Source organism: Bradyrhizobium icense (assembly GCF_001693385.1).
Classification (GTDB): Bacteria; Pseudomonadota; Alphaproteobacteria; order Rhizobiales; family Xanthobacteraceae; genus Bradyrhizobium; species Bradyrhizobium icense.
In genome coordinates, this window is sequence record NZ_CP016428.1 from 4,870,703 (window position 1) to 4,894,474 (window position 23,772).

Annotated in this window: 18 protein-coding genes; 9 read left to right on the forward strand and 9 right to left on the reverse strand. The window is 62.3% G+C overall.

Annotated features, from left to right (window positions below; translation table 11 throughout):
- Positions 1 to 95: 95 nt before the first annotated feature.
- The 4 genes from LMTR13_RS23160 to LMTR13_RS23175 form a co-directional block, all read right to left on the reverse strand.
- The gene (locus LMTR13_RS23160) at positions 96 to 1,355 is read right to left on the reverse strand and encodes a serine hydrolase domain-containing protein (protein WP_065729835.1); all 1,260 of its coding nucleotides are present in this window, start codon (positions 1,353 to 1,355) and stop codon (positions 96 to 98) included.
- A 182-nt stretch (positions 1,356 to 1,537) separates the two neighbouring features.
- Entirely contained in the window at positions 1,538 to 3,340 is a 1,803-nt protein-coding gene (locus LMTR13_RS23165) for a DUF262 domain-containing protein (protein ID WP_065729836.1), read from the reverse strand.
- An 84-nt stretch (positions 3,341 to 3,424) separates the two neighbouring features.
- Positions 3,425 to 5,020, reverse strand: a complete 1,596-nt coding sequence (gene guaA, locus LMTR13_RS23170; protein WP_065729837.1) for a glutamine-hydrolyzing GMP synthase — start codon at positions 5,018 to 5,020, stop codon at positions 3,425 to 3,427.
- Between the two features lie 232 nt (positions 5,021 to 5,252).
- Positions 5,253 to 6,551, reverse strand: coding sequence for an RsmB/NOP family class I SAM-dependent RNA methyltransferase (locus tag LMTR13_RS23175; RefSeq protein ID WP_065729838.1), 1,299 nt, complete (start codon positions 6,549 to 6,551; stop codon positions 5,253 to 5,255).
- A gap of 633 nt (positions 6,552 to 7,184) precedes the next feature.
- On the opposite strand from LMTR13_RS23175, the gene LMTR13_RS23180 reads away from it, so the two are divergent.
- Genes LMTR13_RS23180 through LMTR13_RS39500 form a run of 4 tightly spaced genes read left to right on the forward strand, consistent with a single transcriptional unit; the run spans position 7,185 to position 14,250 of the window.
- A complete protein-coding gene (locus LMTR13_RS23180) occupies positions 7,185 to 9,377 on the forward strand; it encodes a TonB-dependent receptor family protein (RefSeq protein WP_065729839.1) in 2,193 nt (730 codons plus the stop codon).
- Between the two features lie 12 nt (positions 9,378 to 9,389).
- On the forward strand, positions 9,390 to 13,298 hold the full coding sequence (cobN, locus tag LMTR13_RS23185; protein WP_065729840.1) for a cobaltochelatase subunit CobN: 3,909 nt from the start codon (positions 9,390 to 9,392) through the stop codon (positions 13,296 to 13,298).
- Positions 13,295 to 13,774, forward strand: a complete 480-nt coding sequence (locus LMTR13_RS23190; protein WP_065729841.1) for a MotA/TolQ/ExbB proton channel family protein — start codon at positions 13,295 to 13,297, stop codon at positions 13,772 to 13,774. The genes cobN and LMTR13_RS23190 overlap by 4 nt, the downstream gene beginning before the upstream one ends.
- Positions 13,771 to 14,250 carry a DUF2149 domain-containing protein gene (locus tag LMTR13_RS39500; RefSeq protein WP_083219153.1) on the forward strand — a complete coding sequence of 160 codons (480 nt, stop codon included), beginning with the start codon at positions 13,771 to 13,773 and terminating at the stop codon, positions 14,248 to 14,250. Before LMTR13_RS23190 ends, LMTR13_RS39500 begins: the two co-directional genes overlap by 4 nt.
- Before the next feature lie 25 nt (positions 14,251 to 14,275).
- Here LMTR13_RS39500 and LMTR13_RS23200 read toward each other — a convergent pair whose 3' ends face one another.
- Positions 14,276 to 14,698 carry an MAPEG family protein gene (locus tag LMTR13_RS23200; RefSeq protein ID WP_065729842.1) on the reverse strand — a complete coding sequence of 141 codons (423 nt, stop codon included), beginning with the start codon at positions 14,696 to 14,698 and terminating at the stop codon, positions 14,276 to 14,278.
- Between the two features lie 177 nt (positions 14,699 to 14,875).
- Between LMTR13_RS23200 and LMTR13_RS23205 the strand changes: the two genes are divergently transcribed.
- From LMTR13_RS23205 to LMTR13_RS23215, 3 genes are all read left to right on the forward strand, one after another.
- Positions 14,876 to 15,568 carry an acriflavin resistance protein gene (locus tag LMTR13_RS23205; RefSeq protein WP_236843059.1) on the forward strand — a complete coding sequence of 231 codons (693 nt, stop codon included), beginning with the start codon at positions 14,876 to 14,878 and terminating at the stop codon, positions 15,566 to 15,568.
- 119 nt (positions 15,569 to 15,687) lie between these two features.
- Positions 15,688 to 16,656, forward strand: coding sequence for a dienelactone hydrolase family protein (locus LMTR13_RS23210; protein WP_065729843.1), 969 nt, complete (start codon positions 15,688 to 15,690; stop codon positions 16,654 to 16,656).
- A gap of 204 nt (positions 16,657 to 16,860) precedes the next feature.
- Positions 16,861 to 17,694: a metallophosphoesterase family protein gene (locus tag LMTR13_RS23215; protein WP_065729844.1), complete on the forward strand. Its 834-nt coding sequence runs from the start codon at positions 16,861 to 16,863 to the stop codon at positions 17,692 to 17,694.
- 6 nt (positions 17,695 to 17,700) lie between these two features.
- Here LMTR13_RS23215 and LMTR13_RS40945 read toward each other — a convergent pair whose 3' ends face one another.
- The 4 genes from LMTR13_RS40945 to LMTR13_RS23230 all read right to left on the reverse strand — a co-directional run bounded on the left by LMTR13_RS40945 (position 17,701) and on the right by LMTR13_RS23230 (position 21,254).
- The gene (locus tag LMTR13_RS40945) at positions 17,701 to 17,973 is read right to left on the reverse strand and encodes a hypothetical protein (protein ID WP_156795729.1); all 273 of its coding nucleotides are present in this window, start codon (positions 17,971 to 17,973) and stop codon (positions 17,701 to 17,703) included.
- A 121-nt stretch (positions 17,974 to 18,094) separates the two neighbouring features.
- Positions 18,095 to 19,117 (reverse strand): NADP-dependent oxidoreductase, encoded by a 1,023-nt coding sequence (locus LMTR13_RS23220; RefSeq protein ID WP_065729845.1) that lies wholly within the window; start codon positions 19,115 to 19,117, stop codon positions 18,095 to 18,097.
- 165 nt (positions 19,118 to 19,282) lie between these two features.
- Positions 19,283 to 20,773: an IMP dehydrogenase gene (gene guaB / locus LMTR13_RS23225; protein ID WP_065732923.1), complete on the reverse strand. Its 1,491-nt coding sequence runs from the start codon at positions 20,771 to 20,773 to the stop codon at positions 19,283 to 19,285.
- Between the two features lie 232 nt (positions 20,774 to 21,005).
- Complete coding sequence (locus tag LMTR13_RS23230) at positions 21,006 to 21,254, reverse strand: hypothetical protein (RefSeq protein ID WP_065732924.1); 249 nt, start codon at positions 21,252 to 21,254, stop codon at positions 21,006 to 21,008.
- 137 nt (positions 21,255 to 21,391) lie between these two features.
- Here LMTR13_RS23230 and LMTR13_RS23235 point away from each other — a divergent pair, with 137 nt between their 5' ends.
- Together LMTR13_RS23235 and LMTR13_RS23240 are read left to right on the forward strand one after the other, a co-directional pair.
- Complete coding sequence (locus tag LMTR13_RS23235) at positions 21,392 to 22,870, forward strand: DHA2 family efflux MFS transporter permease subunit (RefSeq protein WP_065729846.1); 1,479 nt, start codon at positions 21,392 to 21,394, stop codon at positions 22,868 to 22,870.
- Positions 22,871 to 23,158: 288 nt separating this feature from the next.
- Positions 23,159 to 23,626: a phasin family protein gene (locus LMTR13_RS23240; RefSeq protein ID WP_083219154.1), complete on the forward strand. Its 468-nt coding sequence runs from the start codon at positions 23,159 to 23,161 to the stop codon at positions 23,624 to 23,626.
- Positions 23,627 to 23,772: the final 146 nt, after the last annotated feature.

Consider the following 23,772-nt stretch of genomic DNA (forward strand, 5'->3'; position numbering starts at 1 on the left):
GAGTTGGGCGCAAAGCAGACCCGTCGTCTCAGATTCAGTGCACTGGCACCGCAATTCCATCGTCGTGGTGGCGGCATCCAGATTTTGAATAAGCGTCAGCCTCCCGCCATCAAATCCTTTGCCAGCGCCATGTAGGCCGGCAGCGTCACGGGATCGTTGGCGGCGTTGCCGGCGGCCGGGTGCGAGGCATAGCGCGCAATCACCATCTCGGCCTTCGGATCGATATAGATGCCCTGCCCGTGAACGCCGCGCGCCATGTAGGCGCCGTGCGCATTATGCGTCACCCACCACTGGTTCCGGTACGACGCGCCGGGCAATGTGGTGTAACCGGCCGGCTTGAATTTCTCGGGATCGCCGCCGCGCGCGATGTCCTCGACGACTTGAGACGGCACGACCTGGCGGCCGTTGAAGCGGCCGTGATTGCGGATCGTCTCGCCGAAGCGGGCGAGATCGCGCAAGCTGGTCGAAAGCCCACCGCCACCGCTTTCGGTGCCGATGCGATCGACGTGATAATGCGCGTCCTCTTCCGCACCCATCGGAATCCAGATGCGCTCCGACAGCAGATCAGACAGCGTCATTCCGCTCGCCCGCCGGCAAATCCAGGCCAGCACGTCTGAATTGACGGTCTTGTAGGCGAAGGCCTTGCCGTGCTCGCCCTGCTTGCGCTGCGCACAGAGGAAATCGAAAATATTGGTCGCGCCCTCATAGCCCGGCTCGATCGGCGCCATGCCGTTCGCCCGCCGCAGCCCGAACACGCCGGAATTCTTGTCGGTGTAGACCTCGGTGTATTCGAGCCCGGTGGTCATATCCATCGCCTCGTGTACGCGCGCGTCCCCGAACGCGCTAGCCTTCAGCTCCGGCACATAGTCCGTGACCGGCGCCTGCGGATCGATCCTGCCCTCCACCACCAGAATGCCGGCGAGCGTGCCGGTGAACGACTTTGTCACCGACATCGCGATATGCGGCTTGTGCGGCTTCAGCGCACCGAAATAGCGCTCATAGATCAGCTTGCCCCGGTGCAGCACGGCGATGCCGTCGGCATAGGTCTCCTCGAGCATGCGCGCGAACGTCATGGGACGTCCGTCCATCGTGACCGAAGCGCACGCGCCGATATCATGCTCCTCGCGCGGCAACACGGACGCGGGCCCTGCCCCGCGCCAGACATTCACGGTCGGCACCAACTGGCGGATATTGCTCCACGCCCAGCGCAGTTCGGGGAAGCTGCGGAACGAACCGTTCTGGAAGGTGATGGTCTTGTCCGGCGGCGGCGGAAAGCCCTGCATCCAGCCGAGGGTTTGCGGATCGGTCTCGGCGGCAGTTGCAGGCTGTTGGCTAGCGGCGGTCGCGACGGACATCGAGGCTCACTCCAGAGAGGCGATCCCGATGTCGTACCATGCGGTCAAGCACCGCACATCCCGCGTTTACGCCGGGGTGACCGTCACTGTAAGCGGTTGCGGAGCAGCACATAGGGTGGGGTTAGCGATTAACGTAACCCCCCGATCTCGCTCGACAACTGGACAAGACGCCAGCACGCGAGCTAATTGCCGGCCAGGAATCGCTTGAACAATTCACCATACTGCGTCGAAGGAATCTCGACGAGCTTGTTGCCGTGCCGAACAAAAAACGCGCCATCGTAACTCGATGGCTCTTGCTGTGCCTGCGCCTCGAACACGAAGACCGCTTTATCGTAATAGCGCACCAACTTCACGTTTCTCGCGACGTAGTCCCTCAGTGGCTCGGACAGAGGCGAATTCTTGATGCGGGTGGTCAGTTCCATGAACAAGTCGTCAAGCGTTCGGCCCAAGGCCTTTGCTTCGTGCTCCACACCGGTCAAGAAGAATCCCTCGAATGGCCTAGCGTCAGCGCGATAGATCTCCGTCACGCGCTTTGCATCGGCTTCGGTGTCCGCTACGCCGAGAAGCACGTAGCCTCGCAGTCCCTTGCGGATATTGGCAATGGCGGCCAACGTCTTCAGGATTTTGTTCCAGCTATCCTCATCGAATGTGTGCTTGCCATCTAGACGAAGAAATCCTTGCTTGAAGTCATACGCCGCTTGCTCGGTGTGCGACTGCGTCAGGATGTTCTCTAGTTGCGTGATCCATCGAACACGGGCCGGATCATAGGTCTTCGCTGGCCCGAAAGCTGCGCTGTACATTCCGGCCGCCCCGTTCACGAGGTTGGTCCGGTCTTCCGCACCCCAACGGCCACCCTCGGGCACCTGGATCTTCGCCCCGCTGCCGTCGAGCAATTTGATCAATTGGTCTTGGTCAACCACCTCTTGGTTTTCCACCACCATCAACTTGTGCAAGGCTAGGAAGACAACCTGAAAATACCGCGGCGCCCTTGGCGGTTGCTCGCCGAGAAGCAATTGCCCAAGGGTTCGTCCAGAACGGTTTAGCGTAATCTTTAGTTGATCCAGCACTCGTTGGAAATCAGCCGCTGCCACTTCGGTCGTGACCTTCTGGGTGGCCAGTTCGATTTGCTCATGCCTTTGTTGCTGGGCTTCTCCATCGCTGAAGCCGAAGAAATCGTCCAACACCTCGCTGCGGGATGGAGGCTTGGGCTCCAGCAACATAAACGCGAGAATGTCGGCGATGATTTCTTCATCGCGCGATTCACGCACCTGTTCCTTGGTCAATACACCCTGCTTGATCCAGAATACCTCGTCGACGTCGATGCCGTACGGCAGCTCGCGGTTGGTAATCGAGATTTTCTTCATCTCGTTCAGGGGAAGCTCGTCGGATGCCGAGACGTCGCCACGCACTTTGGCTGCGATGTTGCGGACAGCTTGGGCAAAATGACCCGTCGAGCCTGCGATCCGAAGCTCCTGCCGCGACAGCTTTCGCCCACCCGAGTTGATTCGGCGAAACACCTCATCGACTTCACCGTCGCCGGTGAACTCGTAGATCGAAAGCGGCACCGTGTACGAGGCGACCTGCACGCAGGCCTCTCGCGCCAGCAGGAGCTCGCGCTGCTGCAACTTGCCAGCATCGAGGAGCGCCTTCGTCTCGGCCATCGTGTTCAGGTCGAAGAACCGCCCATTGACATCATACTCGTTCTCAATGAAGCCGAATACGGCGTTCAGCCGCTGCATACCGTCGATGATCTCGAACTGACTCGATCCGGTTGCAACTTTTCGCTCAGCGAGCAGCACGATGGGCACTGGATAGCCGCTGATGATCGAGTCGATGAACCGGCGCTTTTCGTCAAGCGTCCAGACAAGCTTGCGCTGGTACCTGCGATTAACGACGTAACGCCACGCTTGGTAGTTGCCGTAGACCCGCTCGATCGATTCACCCTTGACCGTCAGATCCTGCCTACTCTTTTGCACTTCCGCCATCACCAAGTCTCTCCGATCGCCTGGCACACCATCAACACCTTTCCTCGATTTTGATAGCAGGAAGCAGCGTGAGGGGATCTTAGATCACTCCCACTCAATCGTCCCCGGCGGTTTGCTCGTCACGTCATACACCACCCTATTCACCCCCTTCACCTCATTGATGATCCGCGTCGCCGTCGCGCCGAGGAAGCTCATGTCGAAGGGATAGAAGTCGGCCGTCATGCCGTCGGTGGACGTCACTGCGCGCAGGCCCACGACGTATTCGTAGGTGCGGCCATCGCCCATCACGCCGACCGTCTTCACCGGCAGCAGCACCGCAAACGCCTGCCAGATCTTGTCGTAAAGGCCGGCTTTGCGGATCTGGTCGATGTAGACCGCGTCCGCGTTGCGGAGGATGTCGAGCTTTTCCTTGGTGATGTCGCCGGGACAACGGATGGCGAGGCCGGGGCCCGGGAACGGGTGGCGGCCGACGAAGATTTCGGGCAGTCCGAGCTCGCGGCCGAGCACGCGGACCTCGTCCTTGAACAGTTCGCGCAAGGGTTCGACCAGCTTCATGTTCATGCGCGCCGGAAGGCCGCCGACATTGTGGTGCGACTTGATCGTCACCGACGGGCCGCCGGTGAAGGAGACGCTCTCGATCACATCGGGATAGAGCGTGCCCTGCGCCAGGAATTCCGCGCCGCCGATCTTCTTGGCCTCCGCATCGAACACGTCGATGAACAGGCGGCCGATGGTCTTGCGCTTTTGTTCGGGATCGCTGACGCCCTTGAGCTCGCCGAGGAAAAGCTTTGACGCATCAACATGCACCAGCGGAATGTTGTAGTGATGCCGGAACAGGTCGACCACCGTCTCGGCTTCGTTCAGCCGCAACAGGCCGTGGTCGACGAACACGCAGGTGAGCTGATCGCCGATCGCTTCGTGGATCAGCACCGCGGCGACCGCAGAATCGACGCCGCCGGAGAGCCCGCAGATCACCCTGCCCTTGCCGACCTGGACGCGGATCTTTTCGATCGCCTCCTCGCGGAAGGCCCGCATGGTCCAGTCGCCGGTAAAACCTGCGACCTTGCGGACGAAATTGCGCAAGAGCTTGGCGCCATCGGGCGTGTGCACCACTTCGGGGTGGAACATCAGGCCGTAATATTTGCGCTTCTCGTCCTGGATCACCGCGAACGGCGCGTTCGGCGAGACGGCGGCGACGGTAAAACCCGGCGGCATTTTGGTGATGCGGTCGCCGTGGCTCATCCAGACCGGATGGCGCTCGCCCATCGACCAGGTGTCGTCGAACAATTTGCTCGCCGTCTTCACCTCCACATCGGCGCGGCCGAATTCGCGGTGATGGCCGCCCTCGACCTCACCACCGAGCTGGGCGGCGAGCGTCATCTGGCCGTAGCAGATGCCGAGCACGGGGACGCCGGAATCGAAGATCGCTTGCGGCGCGCGGGGCGAGCCTTCTTCGTGCACCGACTCCGGCCCGCCGGACAGGATCACCGCCTTCGGCTTCATCTCCTTGAAGGCGGCTTCGGCCTTCTGGAACGGCACGATTTCGGAGTAGACGCCCTCCTCGCGCACCCGGCGGGCGATCAATTGCGTCACCTGACTGCCGAAATCGACAATCAGAATCTTGTCATGCGCCGAGGCCACCGAGGGCGTCGACTCGCGGGCTTTCTGTGCTGCTGTCATGGACAGGAATTACGCGACGGGGCGCGGCCTCGCAACCGCGGCAAAGGGCTGACCCACATTCTTTCTCGGGCATGGACAGATCAGTATTAGGTAAGTATTATTGACCTAATCGTGCCGAGAGCGCCTTAACGCCGGAATCGTAGGGTGGGCAAAGCGCCAGCGTGCCCACCACCACAATTGCGGATAGATGGTGGGCACGCTTCGCTTTGCCCACCCTACGCCATCCACGGCGTCACGCCTTCTTCAGCACCGAGACAAAAAAGCCATCCGTGCCCGTCCTTCGCGGCGTCATCAGCCAGCCCTCGGGCGATTGCAGCGCAGCCTTCTCAAAATCCTCCGCTCTGTCCCACAGCACGCTTGCCGTCTCGTTCAGTGGCTGAATCGAAAACTCGGGATGACGTGCCACGAAGGCGCGGATCTGCTCGCCGTTTTCGCTTGGCAGCACCGAGCAGGTGACATAGGCGATGCGGCCGCCCGGCTTGATCAGGCGGCTTGCGCGATCAAGCACTTCGGCCTGGTCTTTCAAGCGAACCTCCAGCGCGCCGGGGCGCATGCGCCATTTGGCGTCGGGGTTGCGGCGCCAGGTGCCGGTGCCGGTGCAGGGCGCGTCGATCAGGACGAGATCGGCGGACGACTTGATGTCGGCCAATGGATCAGTGTCGCCTTTCGGCGGACGAACCTCGGCGTTGTGGACGCCGGCCCGCGAGAGCCGCTCGTAGATCGGCGCGAGCTGGCGCTTGTCGCTGTCGGTTGCGATCAGGCGGCCCTTGCCTTGCATCATCGCCGCCAGCGCCAGCGTCTTGCCGCCGGCGCCGGCGCAGAGATCGATCACCTGCTCGCCGGGTTTTGCCGCCGTGAACATCGCCGCGAGTTGCGAGCCCTCGTCCTGCACCTCGACCGCGCCCTTGATGAAATCCTCCTCGGCATGAACGCCGGGGTTGCGGGCGTCGGCGCCGAGTTCGATGCGGAGCCCGATCGGGGACCACGGCGTCGGCGTTGCGCCGAGATGCGAAAGGGACGCGAGCACTTTTTCGCGCTTGGCCTTCAGCGTGTTGACGCGAAGATCGAGCGGGGCACGGCTTGCCATCGCGGTGGCCTCCGCCACGCGATCCTCGCCGAACACGGTGGCCAGATGCGCGTCCAGCCATTCCGGATAGTCGCCGGCAATGTGCGGCGGCGCGCCGTCGAGGGTCCGCGAGGTGAGCGCCGATCGTTCGGCTTCGGTCAGCGGCTCCGGTGCAAAGCGTCCGCCATCGCACAGCGCCGAGATCGCCTCGACATCGAGCTTGCGCTCGAGCTTGAGCATGCCGAGCACGCGCGCCCGCGGCGTGTCGGCGTCCATCAGCCAGGCGCTCGATGCCCGCCGCCGCAGCACGTCCCAGATCAGGCCCGAAATCGCCGCGCGGTCGCCCGAGCCGGCATAACGATGCGCGGTGCCCCATTCCTTCAGCGCCTTCGCCGCCGGAACGCGTTGCGCGTCGATGGTGTCGATCAGTTCGATGGCGGCGGAAAGGCGGGCAGCGGGGGTCATCAAGAACTTTCGGCGTCAGGGCGTTGTCGAACGAAAACAATTCAAGACAACGGGCTAGCACATTGCACCAAAAGGACTACCAGCAAACGCGCTCGGTTTGAAAAGAAGGTCTTGCGCCGCCGACCACGCTCGATGGAAGCGATCGCCGATGGCGTCGTGCATTCACCCGCAACCTTCACGACATTCAACTTGCGTCGTTGCTTTTGATTGCGCCCAACATCCCGTTGACAACGGATGCCTCCATTCCGTAGACGTTACGTTATAACGTTACATTTGGTAGAATATTACCCGAATGGCGGGATTGGGGAATGGCATGGGCGTGGTGGGAATGGGCGGCGTGGCAGACGTGTGGGTGCGGGGGACTGAGGCGGCGCCGATCTACTTTCTTGCGCAACACATCGATCAGGGGGATTGAGCCACCAAGTGTGGCGGGCCTCAAGGCTGACGCTGCTCGCCAGTGCTGCGGCTGTTTACGCAACGCTTGCTCACAGCCAGACACCGACTGCCGTTGGCCCCGACAAACCGGCTGTCTTGCTCGAAGCCATTACAGTGGCCGCGCCACCGCGCTCCGTCGCTGCTCCGCGGCGCCCGGTGGCTGTCCGCCGGGTTCCGACAGTTTCGCCGTCGAGGTCGGTGGCGCCGGCCAGCGAAGCGTCGCCTCCGGCCGCCAACGCAAGCCTGAATCCACCGCCCTTTCAGGCGCAGCAGGAGCGCTTCATCCGACGCCCCGGCGCCGAGACCGTCGTCTCGGTGACGCAGCAAGACAAGGGCAATCAGGCGAACCTGAGGGAAGTTCTCGAGCAAACGCCGAGTGTCTACGTCACCGATCGGGGCGAGAACACGCTCGGCACAATATCGATGCGCGGCAGCGATAGTTCGCAAACCGGCCCGCGAAGCGGCCGCGGCGTGCGCGGCTACATGGATGGGGTGCCGATCGGTCGCATCGAGAGCGGCATCACCCAAGCGTTCTTCGATATGAAGGCCATCGATTACATCGAAGTCTATCGCGGCGCGAACAGTCTGCGCTATGGCGCGCTCGCGACCGGCGGAGCGATCAACGCCGTTTCCAAGACGGGATTGACCGCACCCGGAGTGGCGCTCTCGGGTTCCGGCGGGAGCTATGGCAACTCGTTCGGCCAGTTGGAAGTCGGCGGCGCGAAGGGACAGTTCGACTACTACGGTCAGGTCAACCAATATCGCAACGACGGATACGAGTTTCACTCCCGCAGCGAATCGACGAAGGCCAGCGGAAATTTCGGTTGGCGGCCGAACGAGAACATCGAGAACCGGACCTATGTGTCATTCAGCAAGAGCGAACAGCAATTGCCGACGTCGGTGCCGCTGAAGCAGCTCGATACCTACCGGCGATCCGGTTACGACCCGACCAACGCGTCATTTCCCTACAATCTGCGTGCGGACTACGACTATCAGCGCGTCGTGAACAAGACCGTCATCCGCGCCGGCGATACGGCCTTTGAGATCGCGCCGTATTTCATGGCATCGCAGTTTGACCATCTCCCCTCACCGCGTGCCGGAATCGTCGATGTCAAATGGCAGGACAGCGGAATTTCGCTTCGCGCCGAACGCAAGACCGAGATTGCCGGCTTGCCGACCGAGCTCGTGGCGGGCTTCCGGCCGACCTACGAAACCGCCAAATATCGCGACTGGCAATGGGCCGCCGGGTCGGCGGGCAATCAGAAATCCAAGCTCGTCTATGATGACAGTTTCCGTTCATGGCTGACGGAAGGATTCTCTGAAGCCGCGATCGAGATCGTCCCGCGGGTGCGCCTGTTTGCCGGCGCACAGGCATTCTGGACCAACCGAATCTTCCGCGACGAGTATTCGGGACCCATGGTCCCCTCGGGCGGCCTGCTCGGGCCCGCCAGTTCAAACGGTCGTCGCAACTACGATCGTGAATTCAGCGCGCTCAATCCCAAACTCGGCGTGAACTGGGAGCACACCAAGGATCATTTCTGGTTCGCCAACATTTCGCGAAGCACCGAGGTCCCCAACAGCGGCGACATCTTCTCGCTCTTGGGCATAGAGCAAGCCGTCAACGGATTGAACAATCCGGCCGTGCAGCTCAACCTTACGCAAGACTTGCGTATGCAACGCGCCTGGACCGCCGAAACGGGCATTCGCGGCGGTTGGGAACGCTTCGGTTACGACATAACCCTCTATCATATGCGTCTGCGGGACGAGATACTGTCTCAATGCGCTCTGGGACTGATTCCGCTGAACCGCCTGACGCCGGGACAGCGGGCGCAGATGAATGGCCAGTTCGCCTGCAGCCAGTCGGGTAGTCTTGTCGCCTACAACGCCGACCGGACCATTCACAGCGGAATCGAGACCGGCTTCAAGACGCGGCCTTTCGTCGATGTGCTTACGCACCGCGATCATGTCTTTCTGAACGCCATCTGGAACTATACCGATTTTCGCTTCGACAACGATCCGGTATTCGGCAGCAACCGGTTGCCGGTGCTGCCGACACATCAACTGTTCGGAGAATTGGGATATCGACATCCCTCGGGCTTCTATGCTTCCGGCAATATCCGCTACGTCGGCGAACGTCAGGTGACCTTCGACGGCTCCGGTGGCGACGCCTTCATAGTCCCGGCGTACGCGCTGTACGGCATCAAAGCAGGCTGGAAGGCCCCCGATAATTCCTGGACGCTCTGGTTCGAAGGACGCAACCTGACGAACGTCGCCTATGTGGGTGACTTCGTACCGCTGCTGAAATCCAGCGATGCGGCATCCGGAACGCCGTCAGTTTATCCCGGTACGGGGCGGGCGTTCTATGCTGGCTTCACCAAGCGATTCAACTAGCGGGATCGCGCGATGTTGAACCGTATCGGTTTCGCTTTGAGCTGCCTTGCGATCGTGGCCCTCGTTGGCTTTCCATCGCCTGCGACGAGAGCGCAAGATGCGGGTGCTTCACGTCCTGTTTCGCACCTTCGTGTCATCACGACCGATTTTGTGCTGCCGGGGAGACTCGACAAGCTTGCGCGCCTCGCTGGGGACGCCGGGTTGAAACTCGATCACGTCTATGTTGAGGCCGACGCTGGCGATCCCAAGGCCTGGATCGCGGGCGTCGACCTCGTGATTCTCGATACGCCTCGACCGATGGATGTGGCGAAGGTTCAGGAGCGGATTCGCACTACCTTGACGGAAAGTCGGACGCCGTGGATCCGCGTCGGCGGCGGCCCACCGGGATACGGCAATCTTCCGCCGACCGAAGCACGGCGGCTGCTTGGTTATTATTCCGGCGGAGGGGAATCCAACCTTCGCGCGATGTTTGCATCGCTCGTTGCGCAGGGTAATTCCTCGATCCCTGCGCCCACATCCATCCCGCAGACGGGATTCTATCACCCGCAGGCCGATGCGCTCTTCAAGTCCGTCGAGGATTACCTGCAATGGGGGGCCGGTCGCTGGAAGCAAGATGCACCGCGTATCGCCATCAATATCCACCCAGGCTTGATATCCGGGATGGAGACGCAGGTGCTCGATGCATTGGTCGCGCGCAGCGAGAGTCTCGGCCTGGTGCCAATCCCCTTCTGGCTCGATGCCGCGGACCCGGCAGCGCTGCAAAAGAGCGTCGGCTCAGCAAAACCCGATCTGCTGATCGTAGCCACCCATATGCAGAACGGCCGGGCCCGACGCGCCGAGTTTGCTGGCCTCAATATTCCCGTGATCCAGACGGTTAGCTTCCGGGAGGGCGATCCGGAAGCCTGGTCAGTTGCCGATACAGGCATGAACTCGAGGCTTGTTGCGACGTTCCTCGCGCAGCCGGAAAGCTGGGGTATCAGCGACCCCATGGTGATCGAGGCCGTCCGCAGAGGCGAGCCGGTGCCGATATCCCAGCAGGTGGATGCCTTGTTGCACAAGGCGGCGCAACTGTCCGCTCTCCGTCGCAAGCCGGCGGAGGACAAGCGGCTGGCGTTGATGTTCTGGAACTATCCGCCGGGAGAAAAAAATGTCTCGGCTTCCAATCTAAACGTTCCACGCAGCCTCGAACGCCTGACCTCATCGCTTGCATCGGCCGGCTACAACGTACCTGCCGCGGACGAGGCACGGTTTGTCAAATCTGCCCAGGCGATGATGGGCGCCCTGTATCATCCGGAACGGCTGCCCGCTTTGCGCGACGAAGGCCTCGCCGCCACCCTGCCACTCGCCCGCTATCGCGCATGGCTGGACGAATTACCGCAGAGGCGCCGCGAAGAACTGCTGGCGCGCTGGGGCGATCCAGGCGCTCAACCCGACGTCATCGAGATCGCAGGCGAAAAGCATTTCGTCATTCCGCGCCTTGCGCTCGGCAATCTTGTCATTATGCCGCAGCCGCCCCGTAGCGGGCAGCCGGGCGCCGACTATCACGACACCAAACAACCGCCCGGGCACCTCTATCTCGCTACATATCTTTATCTGCGCGAAGCCCACGGCGCCGATGCGCTCATCCATTTCGGTACCCACGGCACGCAGGAATGGACACCCGGCAAGGATCGCGGATTGTCCGTCGACGATTATCCCTATCTCGCCGTCGGCGCCCTGCCGGTGTTCTATCCCTACATCCAGGACAATGTTGCGGAAGCGATCCAGGCCAAACGCCGAGGCCGCGCCGTGACGGTCAGCCATCAGACACCACCCTTCTCGCCGGCCGGTCTCTACGACGAGCTGCGCGACCTGCATGCCAAGATCCACGAACATGCGCAGCTCGACGAAGGCGCGGTCCGCGACCGGGTCGCGGCCCAGCTTCGCAAGACCGTGCTGGCCGCCAACATGCACCGCGATATGGGATGGAGCGAGCAGCGAATGCAGGACGACTTTGCCGCCTTCCTCGCAGAACTGCACGATCATGTGCACGCGCTCGCCGACCATGCCATGCCGCACGGCCTGCATACTTTTGGTGAGCCGGCCAGCGATGAGGAACGCGTCGCGACCGTCATGCAGCAGCTCGGCACACCGTTCTATCGGAAGCTTGGCGCCGATCCGAAGGAGTTTTTCGCAGTCGATTCGAGCAAACTACAGGACAGCCCGCCTTACCGGCTGCTGCGACGGCATCTGAGGCAAGGCGCCTCGCTCGACGAAGTAGCGGATCCGGAACTGCGGACGATGCTTGAGCGCGCCATGGCTCTCGATCGCCACCTCGTCGAGACGGGCGAAATCGAGGCGCTGCTTGCGGGCCTTGCCGGCAGCTTCGTCGCCCCGGGTCCCGGCGGCGACCCCATCCGCAATCCCGATGTGCCCAGCGGCCGCAACCTGTTTGGATTTGAACCGGACAAGATTCCGACCAGAGAGGCCTACGAGGCAGGCGGCGTGGCGCTCACGCAGCTTCTCGATGCATATCGTGCCGAGCACGGCGGCAAAATCCCGACGAAGCTGGCCTTCAGCTTGTGGTCGGGCGAGACCATGCGTCACCTCGGGATGATGGAAGCGCAGGCGATGCATGCGCTGGGACTTCGCCCGGTCTGGGACCCGGGCGGACGTGTCGTTGCAATGGAGATCATTCCCGCTGCGGAACTCGGCCGCGCCCGCATCGACGCGGTACTGCAGGTGACCAGCGTTTATCGCGACCAGTTTGACGGCTTCATGCGGCTGCTTGCCGGCGCCATTGCGCGGCTCGGCACTCTCGACGAGGCCGGAAACACGGTTGCTCACAACACGGAAGCGATCGCCAGCAGACTGAGCGGCCAACTGGGGACAGCACGAGCGCGCCGCCTTGCGTCCATGCGAATGTTCAGCAATGCGCCCGGCGATTACGGAACAAGCCTGCCGGGCGCCATCCTAAAGTCCACCGCCTGGGAAGAGGACGCGCCGCTTGCGGAAGCGTTCCTGTCGCGGCTGCAATACGCCTATGGCGACAAGGAATGGGGAGCACAGATCGAGGGCGGAAACCTGTTTGCCGAGCAATTGAAGGGTACGCAAGCTGCAGTCCTTTCACGCTCCTCGAAGCTGCACGGCATCCTTTCCACCGACCACCCGTTCGAATATCTCGGCGGCTTGTCAATTGCGGTTCGACATCTCGATGGCCGCAGTCCCTCGCTCTATATCGCCAACCTGCGCGAACAGAACTCCCGCATCACCTCAGCGGCCAGATTCCTCGCCGACGAGATGCGTTCGCGCTACCTCAACCCGCACTGGATCGAGGGAATGCGGCAGGAGGGTTATGCGGGAACACTGGAGATACTGAATGTCGTCAACAATTTCTTCGGATGGCAGGTGACCGATCCGAACACCGTGCGCGCCGATCAATGGCAGGCGATGCATGACACCTTTGTTCGCGACATCCGCAACCTGGACCTTGCTGCCTGGTTCGAGGCGCACAACCCGACCGCGCAGGCGCAGATCCTCGAACGGATGATCGAAGCGATCCGAAAAGGCTACTGGGACGCTGCCGAGCAGACCCGCAAGGAGTTAATTCAACGCTGGCAGGAGCTCGCGGCCCGTCACGGCGTCAATCTCGGCGAGCCGGAGACTATCGCCTTCATTGCAAAAACAGCGGCCGGCTTTGGCTTGAACGCCGCGGCCGGCGGCGCCGCCTCGAACCAACCGAAATCGCCGGAAGAGCCGGCGGATGGATCCGAGCCGGTTCGTGGCCCCGTCCTTCAGCCGACGCCCCCAGCGCCGGCCGGTGCCGATGTCGGCTGGCGCGCCTTGCTTGGCGCTGCATTCCTGTTTGCTTGTTTCCTTGCCGGCGCGGGCGCTCAGACGCGCGCCAACCGGCATATATCGACTTTGGGACGAGGCGCATGAAAAGTATCGATTCCACTCTGTATGTTCTTACGACGGTGTTTCTGTATCCGATCCTGGCGCTGATCCTGGCCTCCCTGATCTACGCGTGCGTCGCGCTGGGAGCGTTTGCCGCCGAGGCAGTGCAACGCGGACGCGGCCAACACCGGTCTCGCCTTTCCGCCTATCATGCGGCAACGCGCGCCGGCAGTGCCGATCTCGAACTATGGATCATGCAGCAGCTTGAGTGGCTGAGGATCGTGTCGCGCACTGCGCCGATGCTTGGACTCGTCGCGACGATGATTCCGATGGGACCGGCACTGCTCGCGCTGTCCAACAATAACGCCAGAGCCGTCGGGGAAAATCTGGCACTCGCCTTCTCGTCCGTGATCCTGGCCCTGGTAACGGCAAGCATCACCTTTGCGATCCTGACGGTACGCCGCCGCTGGCTGTTGCAGGAGTTGCGCGCTGTGGAACGCGCCCAGGAGACTGCGCCATGAGGTTCTTGTCGGAGACAGACGCGGACGATCCAATTCTTTCGGTGGTCAATCTGATCGATGTATTTCTCGTTGTCATCGCGATGTTGATGATCGTTATCGTGCAGAATCCGCTCAATCCATTCTCGAACAAGGACGTTGTCGTCGTCGAAAATCTGGGCAAGCCGGACATGCGCATCGTCGTGAAAGACGCAGAGTCGATGACGCAATATGAGACGACCGGCGAGATCGGCGAAGGGCGGGGAATGCGCGCCGGCATCACCTACCGCTTGCCGGACGGGCGGCTGATCTATGTGCCGGAGGAACTCGCCCATAGGCAAGACAACGCCGTCGGTAAAGATACCCGTCGTTCTGGCAGGCGACCTCGGCGTGCCAGGCGCGGTGGCCGGAACACACCTACCGGCAAGCTCGTCGGCCGCCTTCGCCCTTGTTCCGGGCGTTTTCTTAAGAGGCCACGCTCTCGCCACTCGCGCCCGTGACAGGCGGCTGGCCGCACGGATCGGACTAGATCAGAAGCAGAAGCTTCAGCGCGAAGTAGATCCACATCACGAGCAGCACCAGCGCGCCGGCAAACCACGCCAGGCTGCGCTGCTGGATGTTGTTGGTGGTGACGAAAATCCCGGCATGGGCAAATCGTGTCACCACGAACACCCAGGACATCAGCACGATGAAGAGATCGGTCCGCCGCAGCGGTAGCGCCAGCGCGATCAGGAGGTAGAACAGCAGCGGCACTTCGAACTGATTTGAGAAGCAATTGCCGATCTGGGCCACGCGGGGCGGATACTTCGGCTGTCCGAGCGCGATGTCCTTCAGGCTGGTTTCCCGGGCCTTCACCGCCTTGGTGCGGGCCGTCACCATCCAGAACATCAGGAAGAATGTGAGCCCGATCAGAACGAAGACCGGCAGCAAAACCATTTGAACCGACATGAGAATCTCCCCCGAAGCCTGCATGAGGCCTTACAGCAATAACGAGACGCCCCTCACCTGACAAATGCACTTAACCGGGCTCGCTTGAACCACAAGGAGAGGCCAGACGACCAACTATCGAGAATTCCGAAGGTTCTGGTCTCGAACCGGCCTTGGACAGCAATCCGCGAGCAGGCGATGAACATCACCTCCCCGATCCTGACCGGCGCCGGTCGCGCTGCCGAACTGCCCGGCGATTCCGTGACCTCCCTGCTCCAGGCCGTCGGATTTAGCGACGGCCCCGATGGCGGCCTTGGCATCGTCATGTCGGCATTGGCCGGCATCGCCGCGGCGCTGGCGGTGGCGATCATGCTCTCGGTCCATTTCCACAGCGGCCACCGCGGCCGCCACGATCTGGTCAAGCACGGGCTTGCCGCTTCCGCGGTGCTGGTCCTGCTCGCCTTCGCGATCTCGGACATCAGGCACGCGGCGCAGGCCTATCTCGGCCTCAATCCGGCGAAGCCCGCAGTGGAATTTGAAATCCGCCTGCCGAAGGCAACATTGACGACCGCCGCCGACATCCAGATCGAGCTGCTGACTGACCGGAACCAGAAGCTGGCAAAGGTTCAGGAGGCGCTGGCCTCGACCGCCGACGGCCGAAGCATCTTGCGCGGGACGGTGACGCTCGATTATCGCACCACCGAGCGGATGATGGTGCTGAACCTGCCCGGCCGGACCCAGAGCACGTTCCGGCTACGGCTGCCGGCGAGCCCATCGCGCTCCGACCAGTTCGGGCCGTGGCATCTGGCCGACGGCATCGTCGCCGCCAATGGCGGCACGGTGACATCGGAGATTCATGACGCCTTCGCGATCCGCTACCGCGTGCTCTGACGCCATTAAGATATAAAGATGGCGGACCGCTGGGCACATTTGCTTTGACGCCAACAACCAGCGCTCTACTGTATCCCTGACGGTCGCCGAAAAAGAGCGACCGCGGGAGGATTGCAACTTTGCGATTTCGCGATTCCGACATTGTTTTCGCTGGCGGCGCCAAGGGACAGAATATCGACATTCTCACCGCCAATCCGCTTAACTACTTCCACGTCATCAGCAATGCGGCCGAGCTGCCCAGACTTGTGATCGACGGCAAGCTGTTCCTGCCGGCCTCGAACAATCGCAAACGCAACGGAAAGCTTCCGCTGGTGATGGTGGCGCCGGGCAGCCTCGGGGTGGCGCCCTCGCACCTGGCGCATGCCGAAACGGTGGTCGGCGACGGTTTTGCGGCGTTCGTCCTCGACAGTTTCGGCGCGCGCGACGTGACCTCGACGGTTGCCAACCAGACGCAATTTTCCTTTGCCGCCAGCGCCTATGACGTGCTGGCGGCCTGGCTGGTGCTGTCGAACCATCCGGAGATCGACGCTTCCCGGATCGGCGCGCAAGGCCATAGCCGCGGGGGATCGGCCGTGCTGACGGCTGCGACGCGCCGCTTTGCCGATGCGGTGGTCGGCGCTGGCGCCGGATTCAGAAGCGTGCTCGCGGCCTATCCCTGGAGCGGCCATCAGTTCCTCGATCCATCCGTCGACGAAACCGAAATCCGCGTCATCATGGGCGATGCCGATGAATGGTGCTCGCCGATGCAGGTGCAGGGCCATTGCCAGGCGATCCGCCTCTCCGGCGGAAGAGCGACGATGCGGCTGATCGGCGGTGCGCAGCACAGTTTTGACCGCGGCACCGCGATCGAGAACGTCGCTGACGCGTCCGTCTCCCCGGCCGCGCCGACGGCCTATATCGCCAATGACGGCGCCTTCATCCATCCGCTTCAGGGCGTCGCAGAGAGCAAGCTCACCGACCGCGACCTGATGGTCTATGCGCTGAAGGCCGGCTATGGCCGCAAGGGCGCAAGAATCGGCAGCCGCGACGGCGATGCCGAATTGTTTCGGGCGGACATGCTGGCGTTTTGGCGACGGACGTTGGGGTGAGGATAGGTTGCCATCCCGAAACTGTCGTCACCCGCGAATGCGGGTGACCCAGTATTCCAGAGACGCCAGTGTCTGAATCGATAGGCCGGGGCGTACTGGGTACCCCGCCTTCGCGGGGTATGACAAGTGAGGATGGGGCGAGATTCGGATGCGTCATCCTTTCGACGTCAGGCCCGGCTATGATCGGACGAAAAGGAATACTGCATGTCCGAATTTCGCCTGACGCAAATTTCCGACACCCACCTCGCCCGCCGACTGCAGCAGCTCACCGACAATTTTCACCGCGTCAGCGAACATATCGACGCGACGCGACCCGATCTCGTCGTCAACACCGGCGATCTCGCCTTCGATGCGCCGACCAGCCCGGACGATCTCACCTTCGCAAAAGAGCTGCACGACGCGCTGCCGGTGCCGTGCCGGCATCTGCCCGGCAATCACGACGTCGGTGACAACCCGACGGCCGTCGGCGCCCCGCCGAAGCCGCCGGCCACCGAACAGGAGCGGCAGAAATATCTGGCCGTCATCGGCGAGGACCGCTGGCGTTTCGATGCGGCGGGCTGGAGCTTTATCGGGCTGAACTCGCTGATCATGAACACCGGGATCGACAGCGAGACCGAGCAGTTCGACTGGCTCGCGTCAGAACTTGCGCGCGTCAACAGCCAGCCGGTCGCGCTGTTCCTGCACAAGCCGCTGTTTCTGAATGCGCCTGATGATCCCGAGATGGCCGAAACCGCGATCCGCTACGTTCCGCAGCCGAAGCGCAAAGATCTGATCGAGCTGTTCGCCACGGTCGATCTGCGGCTGGTCGCCTCAGGCCACGTCCACCAGCGTCGCGACTTCACCTATCGTCACACGCGCCACGTCTGGGCGCCGTCGACAGGCTTCATCCTTCCCGAACGAATTCAGCCGGTCATCGGCATAAAGGAAGTCGGGCTGGTAGAGTATCATTTCCAGCCCGACGCCCTTGAAGTCCGGCACGTCAAGGCGCCGGAACAGACCGATGTTGATCTGGATTCACTGATTGGCAGGAAATCCTAGAGCAGCTCAGTATTCCCGCTCAACGTAGCCGTAGTAGGAGCCACCATCGGTCCACGGTGCTGTCGCAAAGGCACCTACGCGTGGGACCGGATGAAACCGGTTACCGTAGTAGCCGGGTCCGGGCGTCACAGTGACACCGTAACCTCCCGTCGTGTAAGCGGAGTTCGGATAGTTAAACCCGATCATGCCAGGTTCCTGATAAACAGCCTGAGCCATCGCAGGAGTGGCCAGCATCGTGGCGGCAACCAGGCCGAGCGATAGTTTCTTGCAGATCGTCATTTGGCTTCTCCATTGGATGTCGGGGCCAACGACAGTTGCAAAGGGACGTTCCGCCGCTCGCCTCAAGTAGGCGTGAGCTTCCTCGTTGAGGGTTCCCCAGAACTCGAGGCGCGCGCCGCCTTCAAGTCTTGTCCGGCCCGACGCGCACCAACTGCTTGCCGAAATTGGCGCCCTTCAGAAGCCCCATGAATGCAGCCGGCGCGCTCTCGAGGCCTTCGGTGACGAATTCCTTGTGCTTGACCTTGCCCTCGCGCACCCACGCCGACATGTCGCGCAGGAAGTCGCCGTGGCGCGCCGCGAAATCGCTGACGATGAAGCCGCGGATGGTCAGGCGCTTGGTCAACACGGCGCGCATCAGGGACGGCGCCCATTTCGGCGCCACCGCCTGCGTATCGTTGTAATGCGCGATCAGGCCGCACACGGGAACGCGCGCAAACGCATTGAGCAGCGGGAACACCGCTTCGAACACCGCGCCGCCGACGTTTTCGAAATAGACGTCGATGCCTTTCGGGCAGGCATCCTTCAACTTGGCCGCGAGATCGGGGTCGCGGTGATCGAGGCACTCGTCGAAGCCGAGCTCATTCTTGACGTAAGCGCATTTGTCCTTGCCGCCGGCAATGCCGACCGCGCGGGCGCCCTTGATCTTCGCGATCTGGCCGACCGCCGAGCCGACCGCGCCGGAAGCGGCCGCGACGACGACGGTCTCGCCCGCTTGCGGCTTGCCGATGTCGAGCAGGCCCGTATACGCGGTCATGCCGGGCATGCCGAGAACGCCGACCGTGGTCGAGATCGGCGCGATGTCAGGATCGATTTTTGCAAGGCCCTTGCCGTCGGAGACCGCATGGGTCTGCCAGCCGGCGCGCGACAGCACGATGTCGCCCTTGGCGAAGCCGGGATTGTTCGAGGCAATCACTTCGCTGACGGTGCCTGCTTCCATCACGCCGCCGATCGGCACCGGCTGGGCGTAGGACGGCCCATCGCTCATGCGCCCGCGCATGTAGGGATCGAGCGACAGCCAGATAGTGCGAAGAAGCACCTCTCCGGCTCCCGGCGTGGGGATGGGGCAATCCTCGAGGCGGAAGTCGGAGGATTTTGGTTCGCCGACGGGGCGCGAGGCGAGAACGATGCGTTTGCCCTGGGACATAATGGTTTCCTCTGGTTTCTATTCGTCATTGCGAGCGAAGCGAAGCAATCCATCTTCGTCAACGAAAAAGAATGAATTGCTTCGTCGCTTCAGCGCAAAATTGCTTTTGCAATTTTGTCGCGAGCTCCTCGCAATGACGGCGAGAATTCCGCGATGTGGAAGCGCTTACGCCCCGCCCGGATAATTCGGGCTCTCGCGCGTGATCGTCACGTCGTGGACGTGGCTTTCGCGCAGGCCCGCGCCGGTGATGCGGACGAACTGCGCCTTGGCATGGAATTCGGCGAGGTTGCGCGCGCCGACATAGCCCATCGCGGCGCGCAAGCCGCCGGCTAGCTGGTGCATGACGTTGCCGACCGGACCCTTGTACGGCACCTGGCCCTCGATGCCCTCGGGCACGAGTTTCAGCGTGTCCTTGATGTCCTGCTGGAAATAGCGGTCGGCGGAGCCGCGCGCCATCGCGCCGACCGAGCCCATGCCGCGATAGGCCTTGTAGGAACGGCCCTGCCACAGAAACACTTCGCCGGGCGTCTCGTCGGTGCCGGCGAGCAGCGAACCGACCATGGCGATGTCGGCGCCGGCGGCCAGCGCTTTGGCCAGATCGCCGGAATATTTGATGCCGCCATCGGCAATCACTGATACGTCGGCTTTCTTCGCCGCTTCCACCGCATCCATGATCGCGGTGAGCTGCGGCACGCCGACGCCGGCGACGATGCGCGTGGTACAGATCGAGCCTGGGCCAATGCCGACCTTGATCGCGTCAGCGCCCGCGTCGATCAGCGCCTGCGCGCCTTCCTGCGTGGCGATATTGCCGGCGATGACTTGCACCGCGTTGGACAGGCGCTTGATGCGATTGACCGCCTCGAGCACACGAGAGGAATGGCCGTGCGCGGTATCGACCACGATCAGGTCGACACCGGCATCGATCAGCCGCTCGGTACGCTCAAAGCCGCCTTCGCCTACCGTGGTCGCGGCAGCCACACGCAGCCGGCCATGCTCGTCCTTGCAGGCGAGCGGATGGGCGACCGCCTTTTCCATGTCCTTGACGGTGATCAGTCCCACGCAGCGGTACTGGTCGTCGACAACGAGCAATTTCTCGATGCGGTGCATGTGCAGCATCCGCTTCGCCTCGTCCTGGCTGACGTTCTCGCGAACTGTGACGAGGTTCTCGTGCGTCATCAGCTCCGAGACTTTTTGCTTGGGATTGGTCGCAAAGCGGACGTCGCGGTTGGTGAGAATGCCAATCAGCTTGCCGGGCGTGTTCTTGCCGGCGCCGGTGACGACGGGAATGCCGGAAAAGCCGTGATCCTTCATCAGCGCCAGCGCATCCGACAGCATCGCATCGGGACCGATGGTCAGCGGATTGACCACCATTCCGGATTCATACTTCTTGACCTGCCGCACCTGGGCAGCCTGCCCTTCCGGATCGAAGTTACGGTGGATGACGCCGACGCCGCCGGATTGCGCCATCGCGATCGCCATGCGCGCTTCGGTGACCGTGTCCATCGCCGACGCGATGATCGGAATGTTCAGCGGAATCGCGCGGGTGACATGGGAGCGGATATCGGCCTCCGAGGGCAAAATATCCGAGAGACCGGGCTTCAGAAGCACATCGTCGAACGTAAAGGCTTCACGGATAGCCTGAAGTCCCTGCGCCATTGCCAACTCCTTTCGGCGGCTCACCGCCGCGATCAGTTCTATGGATGAACGCCGCCTTCGGCGATGCACCGGCATCGCCGTCGAATCGAAGCCCATCGGTGGGGTTGACGGTGGTCGATAGCATGGCAGGACGCCGAATCAAAGCGTTTGACTGCTTTGCACAGGCTTTTCCGGAAACGCCGCAATCCCAAGGGCTTACGGGAAGGGTTTACGGCAGGGGTTTACGGAAGCCTTACGGCCGATAGCCCGGCGGCGGGCCGTGCTGGCGGATCGCCTCCACCACCTCGCGGTGCCGGCGGTCCTCCCGCTTCATGTGAACCGCGATCAGCGCATGGGCCGACGGCACCAAGAGCAGGACGTGGAAGATCAGCCCGAAAACCAGGCAAAACACGATCAGGACCAGGTTGAAGATCGCCGAAAACGGCTGCCCGTTCAGGAGCAGCCCGAGCGGCGGCAACAGGGCAGCGAGAACGTAGGTCATCATGACCTCCAGCGGCTGCACGGTGCACGGCAGCGTCACGCAGGATTTAGGTGGTTTGCCCGGTTTCGCAATGGCTTGTCTGACAATGGGATGATACAGCGCCCTCGCCTGCCTGTTTCTCCAATCCCCCTGATACGATGGACAAGCAACGCCTGATCCCGCTGATCGTCGCCACCGCCCTGTTCATGGAGAACATGGACTCGACGGTGATTGCGACCTCGCTGCCGGCGATCGCGGCTGACATCGGCACCAGCCCGCTGACGCTGAAGCTGGCGATCACGTCCTATTTGCTCTCGCTCGCCGTGTTCATTCCGGCCAGCGGCTGGACCGCCGACCGCTTCGGCGCGCGCATGGTGTTCTCGATCGCGATCGGCGTGTTCATGATCGGGTCAATCGGGTGCGCGCTGTCGCAGAACATCACCCATTTCGTCATTGCCCGCATCCTGCAGGGCATGGGCGGGGCGATGATGACGCCGGTCGGACGCCTGGTGCTGTTGCGCTCGATCGACAAGAGCGCGCTGGTCAATGCGATGACATGGGTAACAGTGCCGGCGCTGGTCGGGCCGGTGATCGGCCCGCCGCTCGGCGGCTTCATTACCACCTACTTCTCCTGGCACTGGATTTTTCTGATCAACATCCCGATCGGGTTGCTCGGCATCTTCATGGCGATGAAGTACATCGATCCGATCAAAAGCGAGGATCCCGAACGCTTCGATCTCTACGGGCTGGTGCTGGCCGGGATCGGGCTAGCCGGCATCGCCTTCGGCCTCTCAGTCGCCGGCCTCAATCTGTTGCCCTGGCCGATCGTCGCTGGCCTCGTCGCGGTCGGCACCATCTCGATGACGCTCTACGTGATGCACGCGAAACGAACCGGATCGCCCGTGCTGGATTTCTCGCTGCTGCGGCTGTCCACCATGCGCGCCAGCATTATCGGCGGCTTCCTGTTCCGGCTCGGCATCGGCGCGCTGCCGTTCCTGCTGCCGCTATTGATGCAAGAAGGGTTTGGGCTGACGCCGTTCCAGTCCGGCCTCGTCACGTTTGCCTCGGCGGTCGGCGCGATGGGCATGAAGACGCTGGCCGCGCGGATCATCCGCGCCTTCGGCTTCCGCTACATGATGACGGTCAACGCCGTCATCAGCGCGGTCTTCCTCGCGGCCTGCGCATTGTTCACGGTGACGACGCCGCTGTTGCTGATCTTCATCATCCTCGTGGTCGGCGGCTTCTTCCGCTCGCTGCAATTCACCGCGATCAATACGGTCGCCTATGCCGAGGTCGAGCCGGCGCAGATGAGCAGAGCGACCACGCTCGTCAGCGTCAACCAGCAACTGGCGATCTCGGCAGGGGTCGCAGTCGGCGCCTTCTCGGTGGAATCGACCATGCTCTATCAACACGTCACCGAGCTGAGTGCCGGCGTATTCCCGCCGGCCTTCCTCGTGGTCGCGATCATCTCGGCCGCGTCGGCATACTTCTTCTGGCAGATGCCAGACGATGCCGGCCACGAGATTTCAGGGCGCAAGGTCGTCGAGATTTCCAGCCGCAAGGGTGCGGAAAAGGCAGCGACCAAGAAGGCCGCCAGCGAAGGCACCGAGGACGCTCGCGATCAGCGGCTGGGATAAACTCGCCGCGCACGGCGCTTTCACGCCAAATGCCGGATTTTCCCGTTTCCCCGCCGCCCCGAACATCCTGCGCCGTCAAAAGAATCTGACGTGAGGGTCAGAAAGCGAACGGAAGCTTCGCCGCGGGTCGTCCATATCTGCCTCAAGCGGTCGGGGGCCAGCTATCCACCTCAGCGCCGATCATGATGGGAGGGAAATCCTTCTCGATGTCGGTGGCGCACCACGCGCCCCGATCCGGCTGCAGTCCGGACTGCTGTTTGATCTCAGTTTCGCTTGAAAGGATAACCTGTGAGTGAAGTCCATACGAACGAAGCGAATGTCGATCCGAAAGCCCGTGCTAACGAGAAGCGTTCAGGCATGTCGTCTGCGATGCCGGGCATCTTTGATGGGCTCGCCGAGCAGAACCTGATCCGGGCAAAGGAAAGCATCGAGAAGATGAAGATCGCTTCGGGAGCCATCAACGACGCTCTCCGCGAAGCCTATGCGGCCAACGCAAGGGGCGCAGCGGACTACGCTGCCAAGGTGATAGAGTTCTCCGGAGAGAATACTAGCTCCGCTTTTGATTTTCTCACCCATCTCTTGGGCATGACGAAGCCCTCAGACATCCTACAACTGTCGGCCGCACAGGGCTGCAAGAACTTCACTGCCACGGCCGCGCAGAGCCGCGAGCTTTGGGAGCTCACGCGCAAGGTCACGGCCGAGACGGCCGATCCGATCAAGAGAAGCTTTGCCAGCGCGCTGCAAAAGGCGGCCTAGTTCGTAATCGAACCTTTGCAGCCCGCGGCAATCGGCTGGAACAAGCGCTCCCGTGAGAAGGGCGCGTTCCAGCCGGTGGCGAACCACATGCCGTCGGCACAAAAAATTAGCCATGGAGGAGCAGGATGGGCGTGGTCATGATCAAA

Coding starts and splice junctions, on each gene's coding strand:
- LMTR13_RS23160 (WP_065729835.1), bottom strand. CDS start 1,355: ATGTCCGTCGCGACCGCCGCTAGCCAACAGCCTGCAACTGCCGCCGAG.
- LMTR13_RS23165 (WP_065729836.1), bottom strand. CDS start 3,340: ATGGCGGAAGTGCAAAAGAGTAGGCAGGATCTGACGGTCAAGGGTGAA.
- guaA (WP_065729837.1), bottom strand. CDS start 5,020: ATGACAGCAGCACAGAAAGCCCGCGAGTCGACGCCCTCGGTGGCCTCG.
- LMTR13_RS23175 (WP_065729838.1), bottom strand. CDS start 6,551: ATGACCCCCGCTGCCCGCCTTTCCGCCGCCATCGAACTGATCGACACC.
- cobN (WP_065729840.1), top strand. CDS start 9,390: ATGTTGAACCGTATCGGTTTCGCTTTGAGCTGCCTTGCGATCGTGGCC.
- LMTR13_RS23190 (WP_065729841.1), top strand. CDS start 13,295: ATGAAAAGTATCGATTCCACTCTGTATGTTCTTACGACGGTGTTTCTG.
- LMTR13_RS39500 (WP_083219153.1), top strand. CDS start 13,771: ATGAGGTTCTTGTCGGAGACAGACGCGGACGATCCAATTCTTTCGGTG.
- LMTR13_RS23200 (WP_065729842.1), bottom strand. CDS start 14,698: ATGTCGGTTCAAATGGTTTTGCTGCCGGTCTTCGTTCTGATCGGGCTC.
- LMTR13_RS23205 (WP_236843059.1), top strand. CDS start 14,876: ATGAACATCACCTCCCCGATCCTGACCGGCGCCGGTCGCGCTGCCGAA.
- LMTR13_RS23215 (WP_065729844.1), top strand. CDS start 16,861: ATGTCCGAATTTCGCCTGACGCAAATTTCCGACACCCACCTCGCCCGC.
- LMTR13_RS40945 (WP_156795729.1), bottom strand. CDS start 17,973: ATGACGATCTGCAAGAAACTATCGCTCGGCCTGGTTGCCGCCACGATG.
- LMTR13_RS23220 (WP_065729845.1), bottom strand. CDS start 19,117: ATGTCCCAGGGCAAACGCATCGTTCTCGCCTCGCGCCCCGTCGGCGAA.
- guaB (WP_065732923.1), bottom strand. CDS start 20,773: ATGGCGCAGGGACTTCAGGCTATCCGTGAAGCCTTTACGTTCGACGAT.
- LMTR13_RS23230 (WP_065732924.1), bottom strand. CDS start 21,254: ATGACCTACGTTCTCGCTGCCCTGTTGCCGCCGCTCGGGCTGCTCCTG.
- LMTR13_RS23235 (WP_065729846.1), top strand. CDS start 21,392: ATGGACAAGCAACGCCTGATCCCGCTGATCGTCGCCACCGCCCTGTTC.